The organism is Bradyrhizobium sp. 62B, from assembly GCF_030272265.2.
In the GTDB taxonomy this organism is placed as follows: Bacteria; Pseudomonadota; Alphaproteobacteria; order Rhizobiales; family Xanthobacteraceae; genus Bradyrhizobium.
The window spans coordinates 2708867-2731296 of sequence record NZ_CP092841.2; the positions used below are offsets into that span (position 1 = coordinate 2708867).

Below are 22430 nucleotides of genomic sequence, written 5' to 3' on the forward strand. Positions count from 1 at the left end.
AGAATGCGGGTTCTGAGGGCAGCTCTGGTGATCGGGCTTGCAGGGTCCTGCATTGCATCCGCGCGCGCGCAGTCGATCAATCCCGGCGTGATCCAGAACGACGTCGACCGCCAGCGCCGGCAACTCGAGCAGCAGAGCGCGCCGCCCAAGCTCACAGGGCCGGCGGTGATCGGTGGCGAGCGCGAGAAGTCCCAGCTCCTCAAGCCGGGCGGGCCGAAATTCCGCCTGCGCAAGGTCACGTTCGACGAATCCAAGTTCATCACGCCGGCAGAGCTCGACGAGATCGCGAAGAAATATGTCGGCAAGGACGTCGACATCGCCTCGCTGTTGCAGCTCGTGGCCGACATCAACGCCGTCTATGCCGCGCGCGGCATCGTCACGGGCATCGCGACGCTGCCCGAGCAGGACGCAAAGGGCGGCGTCGTCAGGATCAAGCTGACCGAAGGCCGGCTCCAGAAGACGACCGTCGAAGGCAACAAGCAGACCCGCACCGACCACATCCTTCAGCGCGTGAAGGAGCCCGAAGGCGAGGTGCTCGACGTTCCCAAGCTCAACCGCGACGTGATCTGGTTCAACCGGACCAATGACGTGCAGATCAAGGCGTTGCTGCAGCCCGGCACGAGTTTTGGTCTCACCGACCTGCAGTTCGCCGTGATCGAGCCGCCGGTCGACACCTTGCAGCTCTTCACCGACAACCAGGGGGCCGAGAACACCGGGCGCTGGGAGGGCGGAGCCTTCTACAAGCGCCACGGCCTGTTTGGCGTCGACGACCGCCTGACCTTCTACGGCGTCCGCTCCGACGGCAATCTCAACGGCAATGTCGCCTACAGCATCCCGGTCAATCCCTGGGGCGGCCGCGCCGGCGTCAGCTATACCGAAGGCAAGATCAAGATCGTCCAGGGACCGTTCGTCGCGCTCGACGTCACCGGTCGCTCGAGCCAGGCCGCGGTCAATTTCAGCCAACCGGTCTGGGTGACGCAGGACTGGCTGGTGCTGCTCAATGCGGCCTTGACCGAAGGCAAGACGGTCAGCCGCTTCGCAACTGTTGGCGTCACCGACGATCACTACGACAAGACCACCGCGGGACTCTCGGTGACCAAGTCCGGCAATACCTATTCGATCACGGTGTCGCCGGCGGTGAACTACGTCGCGTGGCATGATTACGTGCTCGGCAACAACCGCGCGTTCAACACCTTTACCGGCTCGCTGATCGCAACCAGCGCCGCGGGACCTCAGAATTTCAGCGCCAATGTGCTGGCGAGCTGGCAGTACACGCAGGAGAAGCTGCTGCCGGGCGACCAGATCTTCTCGATCGGCGGCCCCACCACCGTGCGCGGCTATCCCTCCAACGCGGCGTCCGGCGACAGCGGCTATTATTTCAACGCCGAGCTGCACTACAACTGGTCGCAATGGCTGAGGGGTTTCGACACCTACATCTTCACCGACTGGGGCGCGGTCTATTCGACCTTCCCGGGCGTCACCGAGATGGCCTCTGTCGGCGTCGGCTTCTCCTGGACCTACGCGCAATTCATGACGTTCGAGGCGAATTACGCCACGCCGCTGAAGATGGCGGTGTCCACCCAGCACCATTACGAGGCCTATGGCCGCGTCGTCTTCCGGCCGCTGTTGATGTTCCAGAAGCAGGACAGCGTGTGGCCAGCCGCTGCAGTCGCGCGAAAGTCATAGCCGTTCCGCCTGCCGGGCCGGACCGCAAATGACCCCGTCGGGAGAGATTTGACGGTTGCTTAAACCCGCGCCATGCGGTTGCATATGACATTGCAATCTACTCGGGACGGAGCCGGCCCATTTTTCGGGGCTGCGCCAGGGAGAGCATGTCATCCCGCGGCGCCGGCTCGTTCCATAACTGGTTGGCGGGGAAAAATGGCCGCAGCAGATCCGAATGCCGAGCAGGCCCCGGTGAGTCTCGAGCGCTATCGCTTGCGCCTCGGCTTCTGGCAGGCGATCTGGGGCACGTTGATCAGCGGCGGTGTCGCCGTCGCCATTCCGGCCGCGGTCGATGCCTACAAGGCGCGTCTCGATCTCAGGAAAGCGGAGCAGGAGGTCGCCCTCAAGCAGAAGGAGATCGAGAGCAAGGCTCAGGATCTCCACCAGACCTACATCTCGAAATTCATCGACACGGCCCTCAACCAGGACATCGAGCTGCGCCTGCGCTTCTCCGAATACTTCTCGTATGTCTCGGACAAGGACAGCAGGGAGCAATGGAGGCTCTATCACGACGGCTTGGAGAAGCGGCGCGACGCGATCAGACAGAGCATCAACGACAAGGAGATGGATGCTGCGCATCTGGGCGCGCATCCTCGACCGAGCGAAGCCGACCAGATCAAGCTTGCGGCCCTGCGCAGGGAGCTCGATTGGAACTATGCGGAGGTCGGATACGCGAGACAGGATAGCAACATCACCGTGCCGAGCCAACCGACTGTTGCCCCGAGGTTCGATCGGAAAGCGATCCAGTCGGAGGCTGAGCAACTCTTTGACCAAGCCACCCTCGATCCCCAACGCCTGTCCGATCTGGACAAGTTCGTTGGGCGCATCCAGGCCAACAAGGAGCGATATCAGTCCATCGAAACCCGGACGAGTGTGCCCTGGTACGTCGTGGGCTTGATTCACGCGGATACCAATTTCGATTTTTCGCGTCACCTGAACGGCGATCCGCTGTCGGCCAAAACCGTGAACGTCCCAAAGGGACGACCCTCAGGCGATCCGCCGTTCTCTTGGGAGGATAGCACGATCGACTATCTCACCCTCCTTGGTTGGCAGGGTCTCGATTGGTCCGGCATCGGAACGGTGTTGTACCGGCTGGAAAGCTTCAACGGGCTCGGCTATCGAAACCACAATGCCAGGTCGCCGTATGTCTGGGGCTGCACCAATTTGTACGTGTCCGGAAAGTTCGGACGTGACGCCACCTTTGATCCCAATTTGAAGGACGTGCGATGCGGGGTGGGCGCGGCCCTGAAAATGCTCATGCAGCGCAAGATCGTCGAGCTGCCGTAGCGGATATCCCGTTCGTCTCAACGCCGCAAGGTAAACTCGTCGGCGCCCCGCCGATGCTCCCATTTCGCCTGTTCCAGCTCGGGTTGGTCGCATTCGACCTCGGGATAGCCGATGCAGAGATAGGCGATGAATTTCCAGGTATCCGGCACGTCGAGAATGGTGTGGATGCGATCCGGGTTGAGGATCGACACCCAGCCGAGGCCGATGCCCTCCGCGCGCGCGGCGAGCCACATCGCGGTGATCGCGGCGACGACGGAATATTCCGTGGTCTCCGGCATGGTGGCGCGGCCGAGACCATGACCGGTGTCGCTGGCCTTGTCGGCGAACACGGCGAGATGGCCGGGGGCCTGTTCGAGGCCCGACAGTTTCAGCGTGGCATAACGCGCGGCACGCTCGCCGGAATAGCAACTGAGCGCATCGGCATTGCACGCCCTGAAGTCTTCGATCACGGCCCGGCGCCGTGCGGCATCGTCGACGATGACGAAGCGCCAGGGCTGGCTGAGGCCGACCGAAGGTGACAGGCAGGCGGTCTCGATCAGCCCTGCGATGCCGCCCTCCGGCAGCGGATCGCTGCGAAAGCGGCGGACGTCGCGGCGCCACACGAACAGCTCGTGCAATTGCCGGCGGAAGCTGTCGTCGAACTCGACCATGGGGTCAACGTCCGATCTGAAAGGTTGCGGCGACCAGCAGGATCAGGATTTCGCCGATCTGCTCGAACGCTCCGAGAATGTCGCCGGTCTGCCCGCCGATCTGGCGGATGGCCAGCCGTGCCAACGTCCATCCGGCGAGCGACAGCAGGACCAGGCCGACCAGCGCCTTGCCTGGCCCCAACGCCAGGGCGAGCGCGAGCGTTCCAACCGCGAAGGCGATGGCGACGCTGCGGCCCGGCGGCACACCGGCGCTCGCTGACAGCCCGTCCGGCCGCGCGGGCGGCACCAGCGACATGAAGGCCGGCACGCCCGCGCGCGCCGCCGCATGCGCGGCGCACAGCGCCAGCGCGGCGGCGAAGGGATCGGCGATCGTCGCGAGCGCGCTCCAGCGCAGGCCGAACGACAGGATCAGCGCGCAAGCTCCGTACGTTCCGATCCGGCTGTCACGCATGATCTCCAGCTTGCGCTCGCGCGTGCGTCCGCCGCCAAGTCCGTCGGCGGTATCTGCGAGACCGTCCTCGTGCAGCGCGCCGGTGATGAGGGCGGTGGTCGCCAGGGCGAGCAGGGCAGCAAGGTTCGGTGTCAGCCCGCAACGGAGGGCGACCTTGTAGACGAAGGCGCCGGCAAGGCCGACCAGCAGTCCCGCGAAGGGAAGTGCCCAGGTCGCCCGCGCGATGGCGCCGTCAGCCGCCGGCTTCGCCGATGCCACCGGGAGGATCGTGACGAACGACGCCGCCATCCTGAGATCGGCGACAATGTCTTTGAGGAGTTCGGCGCGCGGCATCATTTCAGTTTCATCGGCAGGCCGGCGACGACGAACTCGACCTCGTCAGCGGCCGCAGCGATCATCTGGTTCATGATGCCGGCGGCGTCGCGAAAACTGCGCGCCAGTGCGTTGTCGGGGACAATGCCGAGGCCGACTTCATTGGTGACGAACACGACGGGGCTTTTCAAGCGGGGGAGGACGGCGGCGAGTTCGGTCACTTCATGCTCCCAGTCGCGCGTCGCATGCATCAGATTGGAAAGCCACAGCGTCAGGCAGTCCACGAGTCGTGCGCCGCCGCCGTCCGTCTCGGCCAGTGCGGACACGAGATCGAGCGGCACCTCGCGTTCGAGCCAGTCGGTTCCGCGCCGCGAGCGATGCTTCGCGATGCGCGCGTCCATCTCGGTATCGAGCGCCTCGGCCGTCGCGACATAGACCGGCTGGCCGGCAAAGGCGCGCGTGCGCATTTCCGCGCGCTTGCTCTTGCCCGATCGGGCTCCGCCCGTGATCAAGATGACGGCCATGAAACTCTCCTCGAGGGCCTGACTAACCATCAATCGCCGCCAAAGACAAAGCCGAAATCAGATGCGGAGGGGGTTGCGCTTGGCCCTCGCTTTGCGCAACAGGGGCGGGACAGGAGGCGGGATTGGGCTTTGCGGGCGCGATGGTGGTGGCGATGGCGGTGGATGCCCTCCTGGGCTGGCCGTCATGGCTGTTCGCGCGGATCGGTCATCCCGTGACCTGGCTGGGGCGGCTGATCGGCGCCATCGATCGCAGCTGGAATCGCGCCTCCGATCCGCCGGCGCTCCGCCGCGCGGCCGGTCTCGCCGGAGCGCTCTTGGTGATCGCAGCCGCCGTTGCGATCGGTTGGATGATTCAGGTCTTGCTGCCCGCGGGTTGGATCCAGATCGTGCTGGTCGGCGTCCTCTCTTGGCCCCTGGCCGCGCTGCGCTCGTTGCACGATCACGTCGCGGCGGTCGCGGCTCCGTTGCTGGCCGGGGACATTGCGTCCGCGCGCGAGGCGGTTTCGCGTATCGTCGGTCGCGATCCCGCGGCGCTCGATGAGGCCGGAATCGCGCGTGCGGCGATCGAGAGCCTTGCGGAGAACGCGTCCGACGGCATCGTGGCGCCGGTGTTCTGGGGCGCGCTGGTCGGATTGCCCGGCATTTTGGGCTACAAGGCGATCAACACGCTGGACTCCATGATCGGCCATCGCAGCGAGCGCCACGAAGCCTTCGGTTGGGCCGCCGCGCGCATCGACGATATCGTCAATTTCATTCCGGCGCGCCTGACCGGATTCCTGTTCGTGCTGCTGGCGCCGCGACGATCCGAGGCGCTGGCGTGCATAACGCGGGATGCGTGCCGTCACCGCTCGCCCAACGCGGGCTGGCCGGAAGCGGCCATGGCCGGCGCACTCGGTGTACGGCTCAGCGGCCCCCGCATCTATCACGGCAGCATCACGAACGAGCCCTGGTTGAACGAAGGCGCGCGCGATCCGCTGGCCGCGGATATCGGCGAGGGACTAACGGTTTACCGCCGCGCCATGTTGCTGCTGGCCGGCGTGCTTGCGATCCTGGCCTTCGCATGAAAGAACGGGGCATGCGCGAGCACGGTGGAAATCTCGATCTGGCCCAGCAGCGTTTTGGCGGACGCGCTGAGGACTGGATCGACCTGTCGACCGGGATCAACCGGCTGCCTTATCCCGTGGGCGAGGTGACGGCGCGCGCGTGGACGGCGCTGCCGTCGCGAGCCGAAACCGACGCTCTGCATCAGGCCGCGCGGCACGCCTACCGCACACGCGCGCCGATCGTCGCACTGGGCGGCGCGCAGGCCGCCATTCAATTGCTGCCGCAGCTCATGTCGCCCGGCCGCGCGGGCATCTTGGCTCCGACCTATAATGAGTATGCGGGCGTGCTGTCGGCCGCGGGCTGGGATGTGCAGGAGGTCGGCGAGCTCGATGCGCTTGAAGGCGCAGACCTCGCCATCGTCGTCAATCCCAACAATCCCGACGGCCGGAATCATGCGCCAAAGGATCTGCTCGCACTGCTGCCGGGCGTCGGCCGTCTCGTGATCGACGAGAGCTTTGCCGATGCCGTTCCCGCATTGTCGCTTGCACCCGAAGCGGATCGGCCTGGACTGCTGGTCCTGCGCTCGTTCGGAAAGTTTTTTGGCCTGGCCGGCCTGCGGCTGGGTTTTGCACTTGGCAGTGCGGCGGATGTGGCCAAGCTCGCGGCGGCTTCGGGGCCATGGCCGGTCTCAGGTGCAGCGATCGCGATCGGTTGTCGCGCGCTGCACGACGATGCCTGGGCCGAGGCCACGATCGCGCGCCTTGCGCGCGATTGCGTTCGTCTCGACGAGATGGCACGCGCGCAGGGATGGCGGCTCGTCGGCGGCGCGTCGCTGTTTCGTCTCTACGAGACGCCCGACGCACGTGCGGCGCAGGAGAAGCTGGCACATCGCCATATCTGGTCGCGCGTGTTCGCGCACAATCCGGCATGGCTGCGGCTCGGGCTTCCCGGCGGCGAGAGCGAATGGACGCGGCTCGGCGAGGCGCTAGCGCGCTAGCGCGAGCAGGCCTTCGACGTCGAGATGCTTTTCGATGTGATCGGCCAGCGCCTCGAGCGCGCTCTCGACCCGGGCCGTATACGGCTCGTCACCGGCGGGAATGTCGAGCTTCGCCAGGTACGCCTTGCGGAAATCATCCGAGGTGAACAGGCCGTGCAGATAGCTGCCCTGCACGCGGCCGTCGCGCGAGACCGCGCCTTCGCGCTCGTCGTTCAGCTTCGCGAAGGGACGTGTGCGATCCGGCCCGTCGGTGCGGCCGATGTGGATTTCGTACGCTTCGATCGGCTGCTGCGTGGCGGCATGCACCGCCGCGACACGCGTCAGCGTCTTCTGCGGGCTCATCACCGTCTCCACATCCAGCAGCCCGAGCCCCGGCGTGTCGCCCGCGGGCCCTTCAATGCCGTCGGGATCGGCGACGCTGCGCCCGAGCATCTGGTAGCCTCCGCAGAGGCCGAGGACGTGGCCGCCCCGGCGATGATGCGCGAGCAGGTCGATGTCCCAGCCCTGCGCACGCAGGAAGTCGAGATCGCCGCGGGTGGACTTCGAGCCGGGGATGATGACGAGCCTGACGTCGCCGGGGATTGCTTCGCCGGGGCGCACCATCACGAGATCGACTGAAGGCTCGAGCTTGAGCGGATCGAGATCGTCGAAATTGGCGATCCGCGACAGCGCGAGGCACGCGATCTTGCACTGGCCCGGCTTGCGCGCGTCGCTGAGCCCTAGCGCATCCTCGGCCGGCAGCTCGCCGGCGCGGGCAAACCAGGGCAGCACGCCGAAACCGCGCCAGGCGTTTTTTTCTTCGATCAGCCTGTAGCCGTCGTCGAACAGCGTGGGATCGCCGCGGAACTTGTTGATGACAAAACCTTGGATCATCGCGGCATCGTCAGGATCGATCACCGTCTTGATGCCGACGAGCTGCGCGATGACGCCGCCGCGATCGATGTCGCCGATCAGCACGACGGGCACGTCGGCCTTGCGCGCAAAGCCCATATTGGCGATGTCGGCCTTGCGCAGATTCACTTCGGCCGGACTGCCGGCGCCTTCGACCAGCACCAGATCGGCGCGCGCCTTCAGCCGCTCAAAGCTCTCCAGCACCGCGCCCATCAGCGAGGGTTTCATGGCCGCGTAGTCGCGCGCACGCGCCGTCGCGATGCGCTTGCCATGCACGATGACCTGCGCGCCGACATCGGTCTCGGGCTTGAGCAGCACCGGGTTCATGTCGGTGTGCGGCTCGACGCCGGCCGCGAGCGCCTGCAGCGCCTGCGCGCGGCCGATCTCGCCGCCATCGACGGTGACGGCCGCGTTGTTCGACATGTTCTGCGGCTTGAAGGGGAGCACACGCAAGCCCCGCCGCGTGAAGGCGCGCGCGAGACCGGCGACGATGAGCGACTTGCCCACGTCCGAGCCGGCCCCCTGAATCATCAGCGCCCGTGCCATCGACTTCAGAACTCGACGCCGGCCTGCGCCTTGATGCCGGAGCGGAAGGGGTGCTTGACCAGCGTCATCTCGGTGACGAGATCGGCGATCTCGATCAGCTCGTCCTTGGCGTTGCGCCCGGTGAGCACGACGTGAGTCGTCGGCGGCTTCGAGGTCGTCAGGAACTCCACCACCTCGGCGATGTCGAGGTAGTCGTAGCGCAGCGCGATGTTGATCTCGTCGAGCACGACCATGCGCAAGCTCTCGTCAAGGATCAGCTCCTTGGCCTTCTCCCAGCCGGCGCGCGCGGCGGCGATGTCGCGGGCGCGGTCCTGTGTCTCCCAGGTGAAGCCTTCGCCCATCGCGTGGAACTGACAGAGCTCGCCGAAATGGCCGGTGAGCAGGCGCCGCTCGCCGGTGTCCCAGGCGCCCTTGATGAACTGCACGACGGCGCAGGGGAAGCCGTGAGCGACGCAGCGCACGATCATGCCGAAAGCCGAGGAGGACTTGCCCTTGCCGGCGCCGGTGTGGACGATGATGAGGCCCTTTTCGCCGCTCTTGGTCGCCATGATCTTGTCGCGGGCGGCCTTCTTCTTCGCCATTTTCTGGGCGTGCCTGACGTCGGTGTCCTCGGTTGTTTGGGTATCCGGTTCAGGCGTCATGGGTCCCGGTCCTTCGGCTTGACAAGAGGCGGCCACCGGCAAATGGTGGCCCGGCGTTGGTTCCTGTCCTATGACAGGCGAAGAGGGAATGCGATAGGGTCCGAATCGGCAAGATTAGGGTCCAAAATGCAGCCGCCCCCGCGACCGTGACCGGAGAGATGCCCGAAGCCACTGATTCCCACGGGAATCGGGAAGGCGGGGATCGAAGGGCAAAACCCTGCTCCGCAAGCCGGGAGACCTGCCAGCGCGACGAGTTTTGGACCGGCGGACGGGGTGTTCCGCGACGGGGAAACGGACCCTTCTGAAGAATGGTCCGTGTGCCTCATCGCCTCCCGCTGATATCTGGAAGAGGCGATGACCGTCACACTTCATGTCTGCATCACCTGCCGTGCCGGCGAGACGCTCGGCGAGGGCGAGACGACGCCCGGCAAGCGCCTGCATGGTGCGATCCTCGAGGCCGGCGTGCCCGACGGCGTCAATGTGGTTCCCGTCGAATGCCTCTCTGCATGCAGCCAGGGCTGCTCGGTCGCGCTCAGCGCGCCCGGCCGCTGGTCCTATGTCTATGGCCGCTTGTCCGAGACGAATGCGCAGGACGTGGTCGCAGGCGCTGCGGCCTATGCGGCCGCGCCCGATGGCCTCGTGCCCTGGCGCAGTCGTCCCGAAATCTTCCGCAAGCAGTCGCTTGCCCGCATTCCCCCTGTCGCCGTCGTGCCGGAGGCCGCCGAATGAGCTCGCTCGCAAAAGTCCCTGTGACGGTGGTCACCGGTTTCCTCGGCTCCGGCAAGACGACGCTGATCCAGCATCTGCTCGCAAACCCCAATGGCAAGAAGCTCGCCGTGCTCGTCAACGAGTTCGGCAGCGAGGGCGTCGACGGCGAGATCCTGAAGTCCTGCGCCGACGCCAATTGCCCCGAAGAGAACATCGTCGAACTCGCCAATGGCTGCATCTGCTGCACCGTCGCTGATGATTTCATTCCGACCATGGAGCAGCTCTTGGCGCGCCCGGTGCGGCCCGATCACATCCTGATCGAGACCTCGGGCCTGGCGTTGCCGAAGCCACTTTTGAAGGCGTTCGACTGGCCCGAGATCCGCTCGCGCATCACGGTCGACGGCGTGATCGCGCTGGCCGATGCCGAGGCCGTCGCGGCCGGCCGCTTCGCGCCCGATCCTGATGCGGTCGAAGCGCAGCGCGCGGCGGACGAAAATCTCGACCACGAGACGCCGCTGTCGGAAGTGTTCGAGGACCAGATCGCCTGCGCCGACATCGTGCTGCTGACCAAGGCCGACCTTGCGGGCGCCGCCGGGATCGAAGCCGCCAAGGCTGTGATCACCGCCGAGATGCCGCGCCGCGTGCCGATGCTGCCCGTCACTGACGGCGCGATCGACGCGCGCGTGATCCTCGGCCTCGGCGCTGCCGCCGAGAACGATCTCGCCGCACGTCCCTCGCATCACGACGGCGAGGAGGAGCACGAGCACGATGATTTTGCCTCCGTCGTGATCGATCTCCCTGAGGTCGCCGACATCGACGCGCTGGTCGCCTCGGTGCAGAAGCTGGCGCGCGAGCAGAACGTGCTGCGCGCCAAGGGCTACATCGCGGTCGCGGGCAAGCCCATGCGCCTGTTGCTGCAGGCCGTGGGCGAGCGCGTGCGCCATCAGTTCGATAAGCCCTGGGGCGCGGGTCTCCGGCAATCAAAGCTCGTCGTGATCGGCGAGCATGGCGATATCGATGAGGCCGCCATCAAGGCAGGACTTGGTATTTCAAGGCTTGGCATCTGATGCACGTCGTCTTCCGCGAGAGCCGCGGTCTCGAGGAGACCGCGACGCCAAGAGACATCGGCCAGGACCCGGCCGATCTCGTGGTGCTCTCGTATTCGGATTCTGACCTTGCTGCCTTCGCAGCCGGCTGGCGCCGTGGCCGGAGCAGCCTGCCGTCGCTGCGGCTCGCCAACCTCGCCGAGCTGCGTCATCCGCTGTCGGTCGATACCTATGTCGAGCGCACGCTGTCGCAGGCGCGCGGCATTCTGGTGCGGCTGATCGGCGGCGAATCCTATTGGCCATACGGCCTCGCGGCGCTCCAGCAACTGGCGAAGGATCGCGGCATCGTGCTCGCCGTGCTGCCGGCCGATGGCCGCGACGACGTCAGGCTCGATGCCTATTCGACCTTGCCGGTCTCGACGCTGCGGCGCCTCAAGGTGCTCTGCGACACCGGCGGCCCGGTCGCGGCGCAAGCGGCGATTGCGCAGCTGGCGCTGGCCTCGGGACTTTATGCCGGGCCTGTAGTCGGCGACATGACCGTGCCCGAGATGGGATTCTACGATCCCGCGCGCGGTGTCATTGCTGCGCCGGCGGGCGGCGGGGGGAAGCCCCTCGCGCTGGTGACCTTCTATCGCTCCTATCTCACGGCCGCCGACACCGGCCCGGTCGATGCGCTGATCGCGGCGCTGCGCGAGAAGGGTTTTGACGCGTTCGGCGCGTTCGTCACCTCGCTGAAGGCTCCGGGTGTCGCGGGCTGGTTGCGCGCGTATCTTGCGACGAATCCTCCGGCGGCGATCGTCAACGCAACGGCGTTCTCCGCGATCGGCAACGACGGCACGACGCCGTTCGATGCCGCATCGTGCCCCGTGTTCCAGGTCGCGCTGTCCACGGCGCGGCGCGAGGACTGGGCCACTTCGCTGCGCGGCCTGTCGCCCGGCGATCTCGCGATGCATGTGGTGCTGCCCGAGGTCGACGGCCGGCTGTTCGCGGGCGTGGTGAGCTTCAAATCCGCCGCCGACCGTGATCCGGATTTGCAGTTTTCGCATCTGGCGCATCGACCGGATGACGAGCGCGTGAAGGCCGTCGCCGCGCGCGTTGCGGCGTGGCGGCGCCTCGCGGAGAGGACAACCGCCGAGAAGCGGCTGGCGATCGTGCTCTCGAACTATCCGGGGCGGCCGCATCAGATCGCGCATGCGGTCGGACTCGATGCGCTGGCTTCGGTCGAGGCCCTGACGTCCGATCTCGCCGAGGCTGGCTTCGACGTCGCGCCGGTTCAAGCTCGCGGTGAGACGCTGCTGACGCAAATTTTGACGTGGAGCGTTGCCGACTACCGCACGGCGCTCTCGGGCCTGCCGCAATCCTTGCAGGACGATCTCGCGCAGGCCTGGGGCGCGCCGGAGAACGATCCAGGTTGTCGCAATGGCGCATTCCACTTCGCCGCGGTCCAATGCGGCCGCTCCATCATCGCGGTCCAGCCGGAGCGTGGCGATGCTGCCGCGCGTGATGCCGACTATCACGATCTCGCCCGCACGCCGCGCCATGCCTATGTCGCGTTCTATCTCTGGCTTCGGCTGCGGGGCTGTGATGCCGTCGTGCACATGGGCGCGCATGGCACGCTGGAATGGCTGCCCGGAAAATCCGTCGCGCTGTCGTCTGCGTGCTGGCCTGAGGCGCTGATCGGCGATCTCCCGATCATCTACCCCTTCATCGTCAACGATCCCGGCGAAGCCGCGCAGGCCAAGCGGCGCATCGGTGCCGTCACCATCGGCCATCTGCCGCCGCCGCTGGAAACGTCGGCCGTGCCGGAAGGCTTGCGCCGGCTCGAACGTCTGCTCGACGAGTATTCGACCGCCGATGGTCTCGATCCCGCGCGCCGCCAGCGGCTGATCGCGGCGATCCGCGACGAGGCGCGTGCGGCGGGCCTCGAGGACGATCTCGGCCTCGAGGCCTCGACCGCGCCGGCCGAAGCCATTCCGCGGATCGATCGCTTCGTCTGCGATCTCAAGGAAAGTCAGTTCGGCGACGGCCTGCACGTGTTCGGCCGCGGCGCCTGTGGCGAGGCGGAGCGCGATGCGCTACGTGCCGCGCTTGCAGGGCAGCGTGTCGCGCCGGGGCCGTCGGGCTCGCCCTATCGCGGCCGCGCCGACGTGCTGCCGACCGGGCGCAATCTCTTTGCCGTCGACCCGCGCGCCGTGCCGACGCCGTCGGCGCATGCGCAGGGGATCAAACTCGCCGAGGAGCTGCTGCGGCGCCATTTGCAGGATCACGGCGACTGGCCGAAAGGCCTCGTCGTCGATCTCTGGGGCTCGGCGACGATGCGCACTGCGGGCGAGGAGTTCGCCATGGCGCTGCATCTGGCCGGCCTCGCGCCGCGCTGGGATCACGCCTCCGGCCGCGTCACCGGCTACGACATCATCGCGCCCGCCGAGCTCGGCCGTCCGCGCATCGACGTCACGCTGCGGGTGTCGGGCCTGTTCCGCGATGTCTTCGCAGGCCTTGCGCAATTGTTCGAGGCCGCTTCCGCGGCGCTTGCGGCGCGCGAAGACGAGGGCGAGGAGAATCCATACCGCCACCGCGCCTCGCGCGTGTTCGCGCCGCGGCCCGGACAATATGGCGTCGGCCTGTCGGCGATCCCCGATGCCTTCACGCCGGAGACGCGCGAGGCTGCCGGCGAAGCCTGGCTGTCGGCCTCGTCATGGGCGTTCTCGGCGGATGGCGAGATGCAGCATGACCGCGCCGGCATCGAGCAGCGCCTCGCGGCCGCCGACGCGTTTGTCCATGTTCAGGATCTGCCGGAAACCGACCTGCTGCTTGCCGCCGATTACGCCGCGCATGAAGCCGGGGTTGCGGCGGCAGCCGTGCATCTCGGCGCGGCAGCGCCATCGCTCTATCATCTCGACACGACGCGTCCCGAACAGCCGCACGCGCGCACGCTGACGGAAGAGATATCGCGCGTCGTCCGCGCCCGCGCCGCCAATCCGGCCTGGATCGCCGGCATGATGCGTCACGGCTTTCGCGGGGCCGCCGAGATTACCGCAACGCTGGAGCACATGGCCGCCTTCGCGCATCTTGCCGGCGCCGTGCCCCCGCATCTGTTCGATCTCTATTACGACGCGACGCTTGGTCATGACGACGTCCGTGCCTTCATGGCGCGCGAGAATCCTACGGCGCTTGCCGCGATGGAAACCTGTTTTGCGCGCCTGCACGATGCGGCGCTGTGGCAAACGCGCCGCAACTCGATCGCGGCGGCGCTGCGGGAGGCATCATGAGCGCGTCTGCGGTCAAGGGCTGGTGTCCCGGCGCGCTGCGCCCGATGCTGTCGGGCGACGGGCTCGTGGTGCGGGTGCGGCCGTTCGGGGGGCGGCTTGAAGCGCCACAGATCACCGGGCTTGCCGAACTCGCCGGGCAACACGGCAACGGCCTGATCGATGCGACGAGCCGCGCCAATCTCCAGATCCGCGGCGTCAGCGAGCAAAGCCACCGGCCGCTACTCGACGGCCTTTCGCAACTCGCGCTGCTCGACCCCGACGCCGAGATCGAAGCCCGGCGCAATATTCTGGTGACGCCGTTCTGGAGCGGCGGTGACGAAACCCAGTCGCTCGCCGCTGGGCTGGAGGAGGCGCTGGCCGATCGCGGCCTCGCGCTGCCCACCAAGTTCGGCTTCGCCATCGATGACGGACGGTCGCGGGTGCTCGCCGGCGATTCCGCCGACGTCCGCATCGAGCGCGATCGCGCGGGCCGCCTCCTGGTGCGGGCCGACGGCGCGCGGCTCGGCCGCTCCGTCGCGCGCGGCGAGGCCGTGAGCACGGCGCTGGCGCTCGCAAGCTGGTTCCTGGTCTCCGGCGGCGCGAAGGACGGGCGCGGCCGGATGGCAGCCCACATCGCCTCCGGCGCGGCGTTGCCGCCATCGCTGCGCGGCGAGACAGAGCCAGCGCCCGTGATGGCGGCGTCGCGGCCCGGGCACTATCCGCAAGGCGCGATGGTCGGCGTCGCGTTCGGGCAGCTGCTGCACACGACGCTGCATCAGTTCGCCGGTTGCGGCCATGCGCTACGCATGACGCCCTGGCGGATGGTGCTCAGCGAAGGCAAGCGCGAGATGCCGAGCGGGGCAGGCCTCATCACCGAGCCCTTTGATCCCGCGCTGCGCGTCATCGCCTGCAGCGGCGCGCCGCGCTGCCGTGAAGCCCATGCCGATACCCGCGCGCTGGCTGCGGCGCTCGCGCCGCGCATCGCCGCCGACGCGCGGCTGCACGTCTCCGGCTGCGGCAAGGGCTGCGCCCATTCCGGCACGGCCGCCGTCACGCTGGTTGCGACGCGCGCCGGCTTCGATCTCGTCCGCGACGGCTCGATCCGCGATGAGCCGGCCCTGCGCGGCCTGAACGGCGCCGACATCGTCAGCGATCCCTCCATCCTCGTCGGAGGGAACTGATGCCGCACATTTACGAGACCGATGGCGCGGCGATCTACAGGCAGTCCTTCGCCACCATCCGGGCGGAGGCCGATCTTACCCGCTTCACCCCGGACGAGGAGCAGGTCGTGGTGCGGATGATCCACGCCGCCGGCATGGTCGGCCTGGAAGCGCATATCCGCTTCACGCCGGGCATGGCGACGACCGCGCGCGCCGCCTTGCTGAGAGGCGCGCCGATTCTGTGCGACGCGCGCATGGTTTCGGAAGGGATCACGCGCGCAAGGCTGCCCGCGGCCAATGCCGTCATCTGCACGCTCGGCGATGAGACCGTGCCCGCACTCGCGCAATCCATGCGCAACACCCGCTCGGCCGCGGCACTCGAGCTGTGGCGGCCGCATCTGGACGGCGCGATCGTCGCGATCGGCAATGCGCCGACGGCGCTGTTTCATCTGCTCAACATGCTGGAGGATACAGACTGCCCGCGGCCGGCGGCGATCATCGGCTGCCCGGTCGGCTTCGTCGGTGCAGCCGAGTCCAAGGCGGCGCTGATGGCCGCTCCGCCAGCGCCGGCGCTGACCGTCGAAGGCCGCCTCGGCGGCTCCGCGATCACGGTCGCGGCCGTCAACGCGCTGGCGAGCCGGAGCGAATAGCGATGGGACGCATCATCTGCTGCGGTCTCGGCCCCGGTGATCCCGATCTGATGAGCGTGCGCTCCGACCGCACGGTGCGGGCTGCGAAGCACGTCGCATACTTTCGCAAGAAGGGCAGGCCGGGCCAGGCGCGGCGCATCGTCGAGGGCATGCTGACGACTGAAGTCACCGAATACCCCATGGAATACCCTGTCACGACCGAGATCGCCTTCGACAGTGCGGAATACGTCCAGCTGCTCGCCGGTTTCTACGACGAATGGGCGGAGCGCCTGGCGCGGCTTTCGCGTGCGGTCGACGTCGTCGTGCTCTGCGAGGGCGATCCTTACTTCTACGGCTCCTTCATGCATCTGCACACGCGCCTGCAGGGGCGTGTCGAGATCGAGGTGATCGCCGGCATTCCCGGCATGGTCGGCTGCTGGAACGGCGTCGGACAGCCGATCGCGCTTGGCGATGATGTGACGACCGTGCTGATGGGCACGCTTCCCGAAGGTGAGCTCGAGCGGCGCATGCGGGATTCCGATGCGCTCGTCGTGATGAAGACCGGCCGCAATCTGGCAAAGGTGCGCCGCGCGCTCGCATCTGCCGGCCGGCTGGACGACGCCTGGCTGGTCGAGCGCGGCACCATGCCGGGCGAGCGTGTGGTGCGGCTGGCGGAGATCGATGCCGCCGACTGTCCTTATTTTGCGATCGTGCTGGTGCACGGCAAGGGCCGGCATCTGGAAGCCGCCGAATGACGGGCACGCTGACCATCGCGGGCCTCGGGCCGGGCAGCGATGCCCTGGTGACGCCCGAGGTCACGGCCGCGCTTGCCGCCGCGACCGACATTCTCGGCTACGCGCCCTATGTCGCGCGCGTGCCGCCGCGTGCTGGGCTGAAGCTGCATCCCTCCGACAACCGCGAGGAGCTGCAGCGCGCGAGCGAAGCGTTGCGGCTTGCGTCCGAGGGTGGGCAGGTCGTCGTTGTGTCATCCGGCGATCCCGGCGTGTTCGCGATGGCCTCGGCCGTGTTCGAGGCCCTGCAGCAGGCGCCGCAATATCAGGCGCTGCCGATCCGCGTGCTGCCGGGGATCACCGCCATGCTGGCGGCGGCTGCGCGAGCCGGCGCGCCGCTCGGCCATGATTTCTGCGCGATCAACCTCTCGGATAATCTCAAGCCTTGGCCTGTGATCGAAAAGCGCCTGCGCCTCGCAGCGGAAGCCGATTTTTCGATTGCGATGTACAATCCGCGATCGGCGAGCCGGCCCGAGGGCTTTGGCCGCGCGCTGGCGGCGCTGAAGGAGGCCGGCTGCGGCGAGCGCCTCGTGATCTTTGCGCGCGCGGTCAGCGCGGCCGACGAGAAGATCGTGACCGTGACGCTGAACGAAGCGGCGCCGGAGATGGCCGACATGCGCACGCTGGTGATCGTCGGCAATTCGCAGACTCGCCGTGTCGGCCGCTGGGTCTATGCACCGAGGCGGGTCGAATGACCGAGCCACTGCATCACCTCAGCGACGCTCTCGACCCGTCGGCGCTCGGGCAGCGTCGGCCGCGAGATCATGACCACGGGAAGGCCCAGCATGCGGGCCGCGTCGACCTTGGCACGCGCGCCGTCGCCGCCGGAATTGCGGGCGACGATCCACGCGATCTCGCGGGCGCGCAGCATCTCGAGCTCGCTGTGAAGCGTGAACGGTCCGCGCGACACGATCACGTCAGCGGCGAAGGGCAGGGCCGCGTCCGGCGGATCGACGAAGCGCAGCGTGTAGGCATGCTGCGGCTTCATCGCGAACGGCGCGATATGCTGGCGGCCGATGGCGAGGAACACGTTCGCGGGCGCCTCGGGCAGCGCGGCGGCGGCGGCACTGATATCTGCAACCTCGATCCAATTGTCCCCGGACATGCTGCCCCAGGGCGCGCGCTCCAGCGCGAGCAGCGGCGTCCCGGTGTCCGCGCAAGCTTCGAGCGCGTTGCGGCTCATCTCGGCAGCGAATGGATGCGTCGCGTCGATCACATGCGTGATGCGCTCGTCGCGGATGTAACCCGCAAGCCCGCTGACGCCGCCAAAACCGCCGATGCGGGTCGGCAGCGGCTGATCGGCCGGCACGTGAGTGCGACCGGCGTACGAATAGACGGCATCGATGCGCGCGCGCGCGACCTCGGCTGCGAGCGAGCTCGCATCGGCCGTCCCGCCCAGTATGAGGGCGCGCATCATGGCTGATCCCTGGCTGACCATCATCGGTATCGGCGAAGATGGCCTTGCCGGGCTGTCGGAAGCAAGCCGAAAGGCGCTTGCCGATGCCGAAACCGTCTTTGGCGGGGAACGGCACCTCGCGCTCGCCGGCGTGGGCAGTCGCGGCCGTGCGTGGCCAGCGCCCTTCGATGCCGGTGTCGTGCTGAGCTGCCGCGATCGGCCGACAGTGGTGCTCGCTTCCGGCGATCCGTTCTGGCATGGCGCAGGCGCTGTTCTCGCCGAGAGACTCGGTAGCGACGAGTGGATCGCGCATCCGGGACCGTCGACGTTTTCGCTCGCGGCTGCGCGCTTAGGCTGGCGGCTGGAGACCACGATATGCATTGGCCTCCATGCCGCGCCGTTCGAGCGTCTCGTGCCGCATCTGGCGCGAGACGCGCGCATCATCTGCCTGATGCGTGATGCAACGGCGGTTGATGCTCTCGCGAAATGGCTGACCGATCGCGGATGGGGTGCCTCGCTGATGTGGACACTCGAGGCGCTTGGCGGGCCACAGGAATATACGGACCAGCATCGCGTCGACCTCTTTGCCGAGGAGGTGACCTCAAATCTGGTCGCGGTGGCCTTGTGGGCGAGGGGCACGCAAGGCATTCCCCGCAGCTCAGGGTTACCGGACGATCTGTTCGTCCACGACGGCCAGATCACCAAGCGCCCCGTGCGCGCGCTCGCGCTCTCGGCGCTGGCGCCGCGTCCGGGCGAAGGGCTGTGGGATATTGGCGCGGGATCGGGGTCGATCTCGGTCGAGTGGGCGCTGTGCGGCGGGACGGCGACCGCCATCGAGGCACGCGAGGATCGCGTCGCGAATATCAGCAAGAATGCCGCCGCGTTCGGGCTGGCGCACCGGATCAGCGTCGTCACGGGAAAAGCGCCCGATGCGCTCGCTAAGCTGGAAGCGCCGGATGCCGTCTTCATTGGCGGCGGTCTCGATCGCGCGATGTTCGATGCCGTCTGGTCGCGCCTCGCGCCTGGAATGCGGCTGGTCGCACATTCGGTCACGCTGGAAACCGAAGCGCTGCTCGGCGAGCTACAGCAGGGCCATGGCGGCGAGCTGATGCGGGTCGAGATCGCGCATTCCGCGCCGCTCGGCCGCTATCGTTCCTGGGAAGCTGCACGGCCTGTGGTGCAGTGGAGTGTGACCCGATGAAAGTGGCTGGCTTCGGGTTCAGGAGAGATGTCACGCTGGCCTCGCTGCGCGATGCGCTGCGGGCGGCGGGCGGTCCCGAAGGTCTCGCAGCGATGGCAACTGTCAGCGACAAGGCCGACGCGGAGCCGCTAAAGCAGCTCGCGCGTGAGTGCGGTGTGCCGATCAAGGCTGTTCCGGCTGAGATGTTGGCCGGGATCGCAACGCCGAGCCAGTCGGATCTCGTGATGGAGAAGTTCAGGACCGGATCGGTCGCAGAAGCCGCGGCCCTCGCGGCGGCTGGACCTCGCGCGCGGCTGATTGCGACGCGGGCGGTCTCGCAGGATCGCGCCGCAACCGCCGCAATCGCGGAAGGAGACGGCGCATGACGGTGCATTTCATCGGCGCCGGGCCGGGCGCGCCAGATCTGCTGACCCTGCGCGGCCGCGACCTGATCGCGGCCTGTCCGGTCTGTCTCTATGCGGGCTCACTGATCCCTGAGGGGGTGCTTGCGCATTGCCCTCCCGGCGCGCGCATCGTCAACACCGCGCCGCTGTCGCTCGATGAGATCATCGCGGAGATCGCCACGGCGCATGCCGAGGGCAAGGATGTCGCACGGCTGCATTCCGGCGATCTCTCGATCTGGTCGGCGATGGGCGAGCAGCTCCGCCGCCTGCGCGCGCTGGGCATTCCCTTTTCGGTCACGCCGGGCGTGCCGTCCTTCTCCGCCGCTGCGGCAGCGCTCGAGGCTGAGCTGACCCTACCGGGGCTTGCCCAGACGGTCGTCCTGACGCGCACGCCGGGTCGCGCCAGTGCAATGCCTGACGGCGAGAAGCTGGCCGCGTTCGCCGCGACCGGCGCGGTGCTCGCGATTCATCTGTCGATACACCTGCTCGACCAAGTCATCGCCGAGCTCACGCCGCATTACGGCGAAATTTGTCCGGTCGCGATCGTCTGGCGCGCGAGCTGGCCGGACCAGCGTATCGTGCGCGCGACGCTCGGCACGCTCGATGCAGCAGTCGGCGCGGAGATGGAGCGTACTGCGCTGATCCTGGTCGGCAAGACGCTTGGCGCTGCGGATTTTGACGAGAGCCGCCTCTACGCCGCCGACTACGACCGTCGCTATCGGCCCGTCGGCGCCGAGCCGCGCTTTCCGGAGGCGTCGTGATGGCGGTGGGCCTTGTCATCTCCGCGCCGGCCTCCGGCGTCGGCAAGACCACGCTGACGCTGGCGCTCGCACGCGCCTGGCGCCATCGCGGCCTGAATGTGCAGTGCTTCAAGAGTGGCCCCGACTACATCGATCCCGCCTTCCACGCGGCTGCGACGGGCCGCGCCTCCGTCAATGTCGATAGCTGGGCGATGGACCGCGGAACGATCGCCCATCTCGTCAGCCGCGGCGCGGATGCCGATGTCGTGCTCGCCGAGGGCTCGATGGGCCTGTTCGACGGCGTCGCCGCGCGCGGCGTCTGCGGCACCGGTGCTACCGCCGACATTGCGGAGATGCTGGGCTGGCCGGTGCTGCTGGTGATCGACCCCTCTGGACAGGCGCAGACAGCGGCGGCGATCGCCGCAGGCCTGCGTGATTACCGCGCCGGTGTGCGCCTCGCGGGCGTCGTGCTCAATCGTGTCGCCAGTCCGCGCCATGAAGATCTGGTGCGGCGTGCGCTCAATGATGCCGGCATCGCCGTGTTCGGCGCGCTGCCGCGTCATGCCGAGATCAGCCTGCCGAAGCGGCATCTCGGCCTGGTGCAGGCCGAAGAGCAGGCCGAGATCGGCAAGCTGATCGACGAGGCCGCGCGCTTCGTCGCCGAGCGTGTCGATCTCGATGCGGTGCTGCGATCCGCAGCCGGATGGTCGCCGCGGCCGACCGCGGATGGCCTGAACGTGGTGCCGCCCGGCCAGCGCATTGCGTTGGCGCGTGATGCCGCGTTCTCCTTCGTCTATCCGCATATGCTTGAAGCCTGGCGCGCGGCGGGCGCCGAGATCGTGCCGTTCTCGCCGCTGGCCGATGAAGCGCCTGATGCGAGCGCCGATGTGTGCTGGCTGCCGGGCGGCTATCCCGAGCTCCATGCCGGCAGGATCGCGGCCAATGCGCGGTTTCGCGAGGGCCTGCGCGCCTTCGCCGAAACGCGGCCCGTGCATGGCGAATGCGGGGGCTATATGGTGCTGGGAGCCGCTTTGACCGACGCGGACGGGATCCGCCATGAGATGACAGACCTGCTTGGCCTCGAGACCAGCTTTGCCAAACGCCGCATGCATCTGGGCTATCGCCTCGCGACGCTCGCCGCGCCGATGCCGGGACATCGCGCCGGGGCGCGCCTGCGCGGCCATGAGTTTCACTATTCGACCATTCTCGCCCAGCCTGACACGCCGCTCGCGGTCGTGCATGATGCGACGGGTGCAATCATCGCCGAGACCGGCTCGCGGCGCGGCCATGTCAGCGGCACGTTCTTTCATCTGATCGCGGAGGACCGGTGAGCGGGTTCGTTTCCTTCATCTCCGCCGGACCCGGCGACCCTGAATTGCTCACGCTCAAGGGCGCCGCGCGGCTGCGCGAGGCCGACGTCGTGCTCTATGACGATCTCGCCTCGGGCGCGATCCTCGATCTCGCCCGGCCCGAAGCCAATCTCGTCGCGGTCGGTAAGCGGGCAGGGCGGCCCTCGACCAAGCAGCATCACGTCAACCGTCTGCTGGTCGACTATGCCGTAACGGGCGCGCGCGTGGTGCGGCTGAAGTCCGGCGATGCCGGGATATTCGGCCGCCTCGAGGAGGAGATCGAGACGCTGCGCGAAGCCGGCATCGGCTATGAGATCGTTCCCGGCGTCACCTCGGCTTGCGCCGCCGCGGCCCAGGCCGGCATTCCCCTGACAAGGCGCCACACCTCGCGCCGGGTGCAGTTCATCACCGGCGCGGACGTCACCGGCGAGCTGCCGCCCAACCTGAATTGGGCGGCGCTGGCCGATCCTGAAGCGACGACCGTGGTCTATATGGGCCGACGCACCTTTCCGGCGCTTGCCGCAAAATTGATCGCGCATGGGCTTGCCGCGGATACGCCGGCGCTGGTCGCCGAATCCCTCGGCCGTTCCGACGAGCGGCTGGTCCGCACCACCATTGCCGAGCTTGCCGAGCAGCTTGCCCGCGGCGGCGCCGCTTCCACCGCCGCCGTGATCCTGTTCGGCGCGCTGGCGGGGGATTATCCGTCGTGAC

At 67.7% G+C, this 22430-nt stretch carries 22 protein-coding genes and 1 riboswitch; of the genes, 16 read left to right on the forward strand and 6 right to left on the reverse strand.

Annotation, left to right across the window (positions count from 1 at the left end; translation table 11 throughout):
• The first annotated feature begins 3 nt into the window (after positions 1–3).
• Both ML401_RS12615 and ML401_RS12620 read left to right on the forward strand, forming a co-directional pair.
• Positions 4–1686: a ShlB/FhaC/HecB family hemolysin secretion/activation protein gene (locus tag ML401_RS12615; protein ID WP_285812121.1), complete on the forward strand. Its 1683-nt coding sequence runs from the start codon at positions 4–6 to the stop codon at positions 1684–1686.
• Positions 1687–1938: 252 nt separating this feature from the next.
• The gene (locus tag ML401_RS12620; RefSeq protein WP_285812122.1) at positions 1939–3012 is read left to right on the forward strand and encodes a hypothetical protein; all 1074 of its coding nucleotides are present in this window, start codon (positions 1939–1941) and stop codon (positions 3010–3012) included.
• Positions 3013–3029: 17 nt separating this feature from the next.
• Here the strand turns inward: ML401_RS12620 and bluB are convergent, their stop codons facing one another.
• The 3 genes from bluB to cobU are packed head-to-tail and all read right to left on the reverse strand — an operon-like array spanning position 3030 to position 4949.
• The gene (gene bluB, locus ML401_RS12625) at positions 3030–3662 is read right to left on the reverse strand and encodes a 5,6-dimethylbenzimidazole synthase (protein ID WP_285812123.1); all 633 of its coding nucleotides are present in this window, start codon (positions 3660–3662) and stop codon (positions 3030–3032) included.
• Between the two features lie 4 nt (positions 3663–3666).
• Entirely contained in the window at positions 3667–4449 is a 783-nt protein-coding gene (gene cobS / locus ML401_RS12630) for an adenosylcobinamide-GDP ribazoletransferase (protein WP_285812124.1), read from the reverse strand.
• On the reverse strand, positions 4446–4949 hold the full coding sequence (cobU, locus tag ML401_RS12635; protein ID WP_285812125.1) for a bifunctional adenosylcobinamide kinase/adenosylcobinamide-phosphate guanylyltransferase: 504 nt from the start codon (positions 4947–4949) through the stop codon (positions 4446–4448). Before cobU ends, cobS begins: the two co-directional genes overlap by 4 nt.
• A 122-nt stretch (positions 4950–5071) precedes the next feature.
• Between cobU and cbiB the strand changes: the two genes are divergently transcribed.
• Positions 5072–6013, forward strand: coding sequence for an adenosylcobinamide-phosphate synthase CbiB (gene cbiB / locus ML401_RS12640; protein WP_285812126.1), 942 nt, complete (start codon positions 5072–5074; stop codon positions 6011–6013).
• Between the two features lie 11 nt (positions 6014–6024).
• Positions 6025–6990 (forward strand): threonine-phosphate decarboxylase CobD, encoded by a 966-nt coding sequence (gene cobD / locus ML401_RS12645; protein ID WP_285812127.1) that lies wholly within the window; start codon positions 6025–6027, stop codon positions 6988–6990.
• Here cobD and ML401_RS12650 read toward each other — a convergent pair.
• Complete coding sequence (locus tag ML401_RS12650) at positions 6979–8427, reverse strand: cobyric acid synthase (RefSeq protein WP_285812128.1); 1449 nt, start codon at positions 8425–8427, stop codon at positions 6979–6981. The two genes, cobD and ML401_RS12650, sit on opposite strands and share 12 nt — an antisense overlap.
• A gap of 5 nt (positions 8428–8432) precedes the next feature.
• Complete coding sequence (cobO, locus tag ML401_RS12655) at positions 8433–9068, reverse strand: cob(I)yrinic acid a,c-diamide adenosyltransferase (protein ID WP_285812129.1); 636 nt, start codon at positions 9066–9068, stop codon at positions 8433–8435.
• A gap of 40 nt (positions 9069–9108) precedes the next feature.
• A riboswitch (cobalamin riboswitch) is annotated at positions 9109–9329 on the forward strand.
• A 93-nt stretch (positions 9330–9422) separates the two neighbouring features.
• Between cobO and ML401_RS12660 the strand changes: the two genes are divergently transcribed.
• From ML401_RS12660 to cobJ, 7 genes are read left to right on the forward strand one after another with little or no spacing between them, the layout of a single operon-like run.
• Positions 9423–9797 carry a DUF1636 domain-containing protein gene (locus ML401_RS12660; RefSeq protein WP_212066989.1) on the forward strand — a complete coding sequence of 125 codons (375 nt, stop codon included), beginning with the start codon at positions 9423–9425 and terminating at the stop codon, positions 9795–9797.
• Positions 9794–10843: a cobalamin biosynthesis protein CobW gene (gene cobW, locus ML401_RS12665; protein ID WP_211418275.1), complete on the forward strand. Its 1050-nt coding sequence runs from the start codon at positions 9794–9796 to the stop codon at positions 10841–10843. The genes ML401_RS12660 and cobW overlap by 4 nt, the downstream gene beginning before the upstream one ends.
• Complete coding sequence (gene cobN, locus ML401_RS12670) at positions 10843–14091, forward strand: cobaltochelatase subunit CobN (RefSeq protein WP_285812130.1); 3249 nt, start codon at positions 10843–10845, stop codon at positions 14089–14091. The genes cobW and cobN overlap by 1 nt, the downstream gene beginning before the upstream one ends.
• Entirely contained in the window at positions 14088–15251 is a 1164-nt protein-coding gene (gene cobG, locus ML401_RS12675) for a precorrin-3B synthase (protein ID WP_285812131.1), read from the forward strand. Before cobN ends, cobG begins: the two co-directional genes overlap by 4 nt.
• Complete coding sequence (locus ML401_RS12680; protein ID WP_259205562.1) at positions 15251–15880, forward strand: precorrin-8X methylmutase; 630 nt, start codon at positions 15251–15253, stop codon at positions 15878–15880. The genes cobG and ML401_RS12680 overlap by 1 nt, the downstream gene beginning before the upstream one ends.
• Before the next feature lie 2 nt (positions 15881–15882).
• On the forward strand, positions 15883–16614 hold the full coding sequence (locus ML401_RS12685; RefSeq protein ID WP_259205563.1) for a precorrin-2 C(20)-methyltransferase: 732 nt from the start codon (positions 15883–15885) through the stop codon (positions 16612–16614).
• Positions 16611–17345: a precorrin-3B C(17)-methyltransferase gene (cobJ, locus tag ML401_RS12690; RefSeq protein WP_285812133.1), complete on the forward strand. Its 735-nt coding sequence runs from the start codon at positions 16611–16613 to the stop codon at positions 17343–17345. Before ML401_RS12685 ends, cobJ begins: the two co-directional genes overlap by 4 nt.
• Here cobJ and ML401_RS12695 read toward each other — a convergent pair.
• Positions 17321–18067: a cobalt-precorrin-6A reductase gene (locus ML401_RS12695; RefSeq protein WP_285812134.1), complete on the reverse strand. Its 747-nt coding sequence runs from the start codon at positions 18065–18067 to the stop codon at positions 17321–17323. The genes cobJ and ML401_RS12695 overlap by 25 nt on opposite strands.
• Between ML401_RS12695 and cbiE the strand changes: the two genes are divergently transcribed.
• From cbiE to cobA, 5 genes are read left to right on the forward strand one after another with little or no spacing between them, the layout of a single operon-like run.
• Positions 18066–19247, forward strand: coding sequence for a precorrin-6y C5,15-methyltransferase (decarboxylating) subunit CbiE (gene cbiE, locus ML401_RS12700; protein ID WP_285812135.1), 1182 nt, complete (start codon positions 18066–18068; stop codon positions 19245–19247). The two genes, ML401_RS12695 and cbiE, sit on opposite strands and share 2 nt — an antisense overlap.
• Complete coding sequence (locus tag ML401_RS12705; protein ID WP_259205570.1) at positions 19244–19612, forward strand: cobalamin biosynthesis protein; 369 nt, start codon at positions 19244–19246, stop codon at positions 19610–19612. The genes cbiE and ML401_RS12705 overlap by 4 nt, the downstream gene beginning before the upstream one ends.
• Positions 19609–20391 (forward strand): precorrin-4 C(11)-methyltransferase, encoded by a 783-nt coding sequence (gene cobM / locus ML401_RS12710; protein WP_259205571.1) that lies wholly within the window; start codon positions 19609–19611, stop codon positions 20389–20391. Before ML401_RS12705 ends, cobM begins: the two co-directional genes overlap by 4 nt.
• Positions 20391–21701 (forward strand): cobyrinate a,c-diamide synthase, encoded by a 1311-nt coding sequence (locus ML401_RS12715; protein ID WP_285812136.1) that lies wholly within the window; start codon positions 20391–20393, stop codon positions 21699–21701. The genes cobM and ML401_RS12715 overlap by 1 nt, the downstream gene beginning before the upstream one ends.
• Positions 21698–22429: a uroporphyrinogen-III C-methyltransferase gene (gene cobA, locus ML401_RS12720; RefSeq protein ID WP_211418264.1), complete on the forward strand. Its 732-nt coding sequence runs from the start codon at positions 21698–21700 to the stop codon at positions 22427–22429. The genes ML401_RS12715 and cobA overlap by 4 nt, the downstream gene beginning before the upstream one ends.
• Position 22430: the final 1 nt, after the last annotated feature.

Excerpts from the sequence above, each read along its gene's own strand:
- ML401_RS12615 (WP_285812121.1), top strand. The coding sequence starts at position 4 with ATGCGGGTTCTGAGGGCAGCTCTGGTGATCGGGCTTGCAGGGTCCTGC.
- bluB (WP_285812123.1), bottom strand. The coding sequence starts at position 3,662 with ATGGTCGAGTTCGACGACAGCTTCCGCCGGCAATTGCACGAGCTGTTC.
- cobS (WP_285812124.1), bottom strand. The coding sequence starts at position 4,449 with ATGATGCCGCGCGCCGAACTCCTCAAAGACATTGTCGCCGATCTCAGG.
- cobU (WP_285812125.1), bottom strand. The coding sequence starts at position 4,949 with ATGGCCGTCATCTTGATCACGGGCGGAGCCCGATCGGGCAAGAGCAAG.
- cobD (WP_285812127.1), top strand. The coding sequence starts at position 6,025 with ATGCGCGAGCACGGTGGAAATCTCGATCTGGCCCAGCAGCGTTTTGGC.
- ML401_RS12650 (WP_285812128.1), bottom strand. The coding sequence starts at position 8,427 with ATGGCACGGGCGCTGATGATTCAGGGGGCCGGCTCGGACGTGGGCAAG.
- cobO (WP_285812129.1), bottom strand. The coding sequence starts at position 9,068 with ATGACGCCTGAACCGGATACCCAAACAACCGAGGACACCGACGTCAGG.
- ML401_RS12660 (WP_212066989.1), top strand. The coding sequence starts at position 9,423 with ATGACCGTCACACTTCATGTCTGCATCACCTGCCGTGCCGGCGAGACG.
- cobW (WP_211418275.1), top strand. The coding sequence starts at position 9,794 with ATGAGCTCGCTCGCAAAAGTCCCTGTGACGGTGGTCACCGGTTTCCTC.
- cobN (WP_285812130.1), top strand. The coding sequence starts at position 10,843 with ATGCACGTCGTCTTCCGCGAGAGCCGCGGTCTCGAGGAGACCGCGACG.
- cobG (WP_285812131.1), top strand. The coding sequence starts at position 14,088 with ATGAGCGCGTCTGCGGTCAAGGGCTGGTGTCCCGGCGCGCTGCGCCCG.
- ML401_RS12680 (WP_259205562.1), top strand. The coding sequence starts at position 15,251 with ATGCCGCACATTTACGAGACCGATGGCGCGGCGATCTACAGGCAGTCC.
- ML401_RS12685 (WP_259205563.1), top strand. The coding sequence starts at position 15,883 with ATGGGACGCATCATCTGCTGCGGTCTCGGCCCCGGTGATCCCGATCTG.
- cobJ (WP_285812133.1), top strand. The coding sequence starts at position 16,611 with ATGACGGGCACGCTGACCATCGCGGGCCTCGGGCCGGGCAGCGATGCC.
- cbiE (WP_285812135.1), top strand. The coding sequence starts at position 18,066 with ATGGCTGATCCCTGGCTGACCATCATCGGTATCGGCGAAGATGGCCTT.
- ML401_RS12695 (WP_285812134.1), bottom strand. The coding sequence starts at position 18,067 with ATGATGCGCGCCCTCATACTGGGCGGGACGGCCGATGCGAGCTCGCTC.
- ML401_RS12705 (WP_259205570.1), top strand. The coding sequence starts at position 19,244 with ATGAAAGTGGCTGGCTTCGGGTTCAGGAGAGATGTCACGCTGGCCTCG.
- cobM (WP_259205571.1), top strand. The coding sequence starts at position 19,609 with ATGACGGTGCATTTCATCGGCGCCGGGCCGGGCGCGCCAGATCTGCTG.
- ML401_RS12715 (WP_285812136.1), top strand. The coding sequence starts at position 20,391 with ATGGCGGTGGGCCTTGTCATCTCCGCGCCGGCCTCCGGCGTCGGCAAG.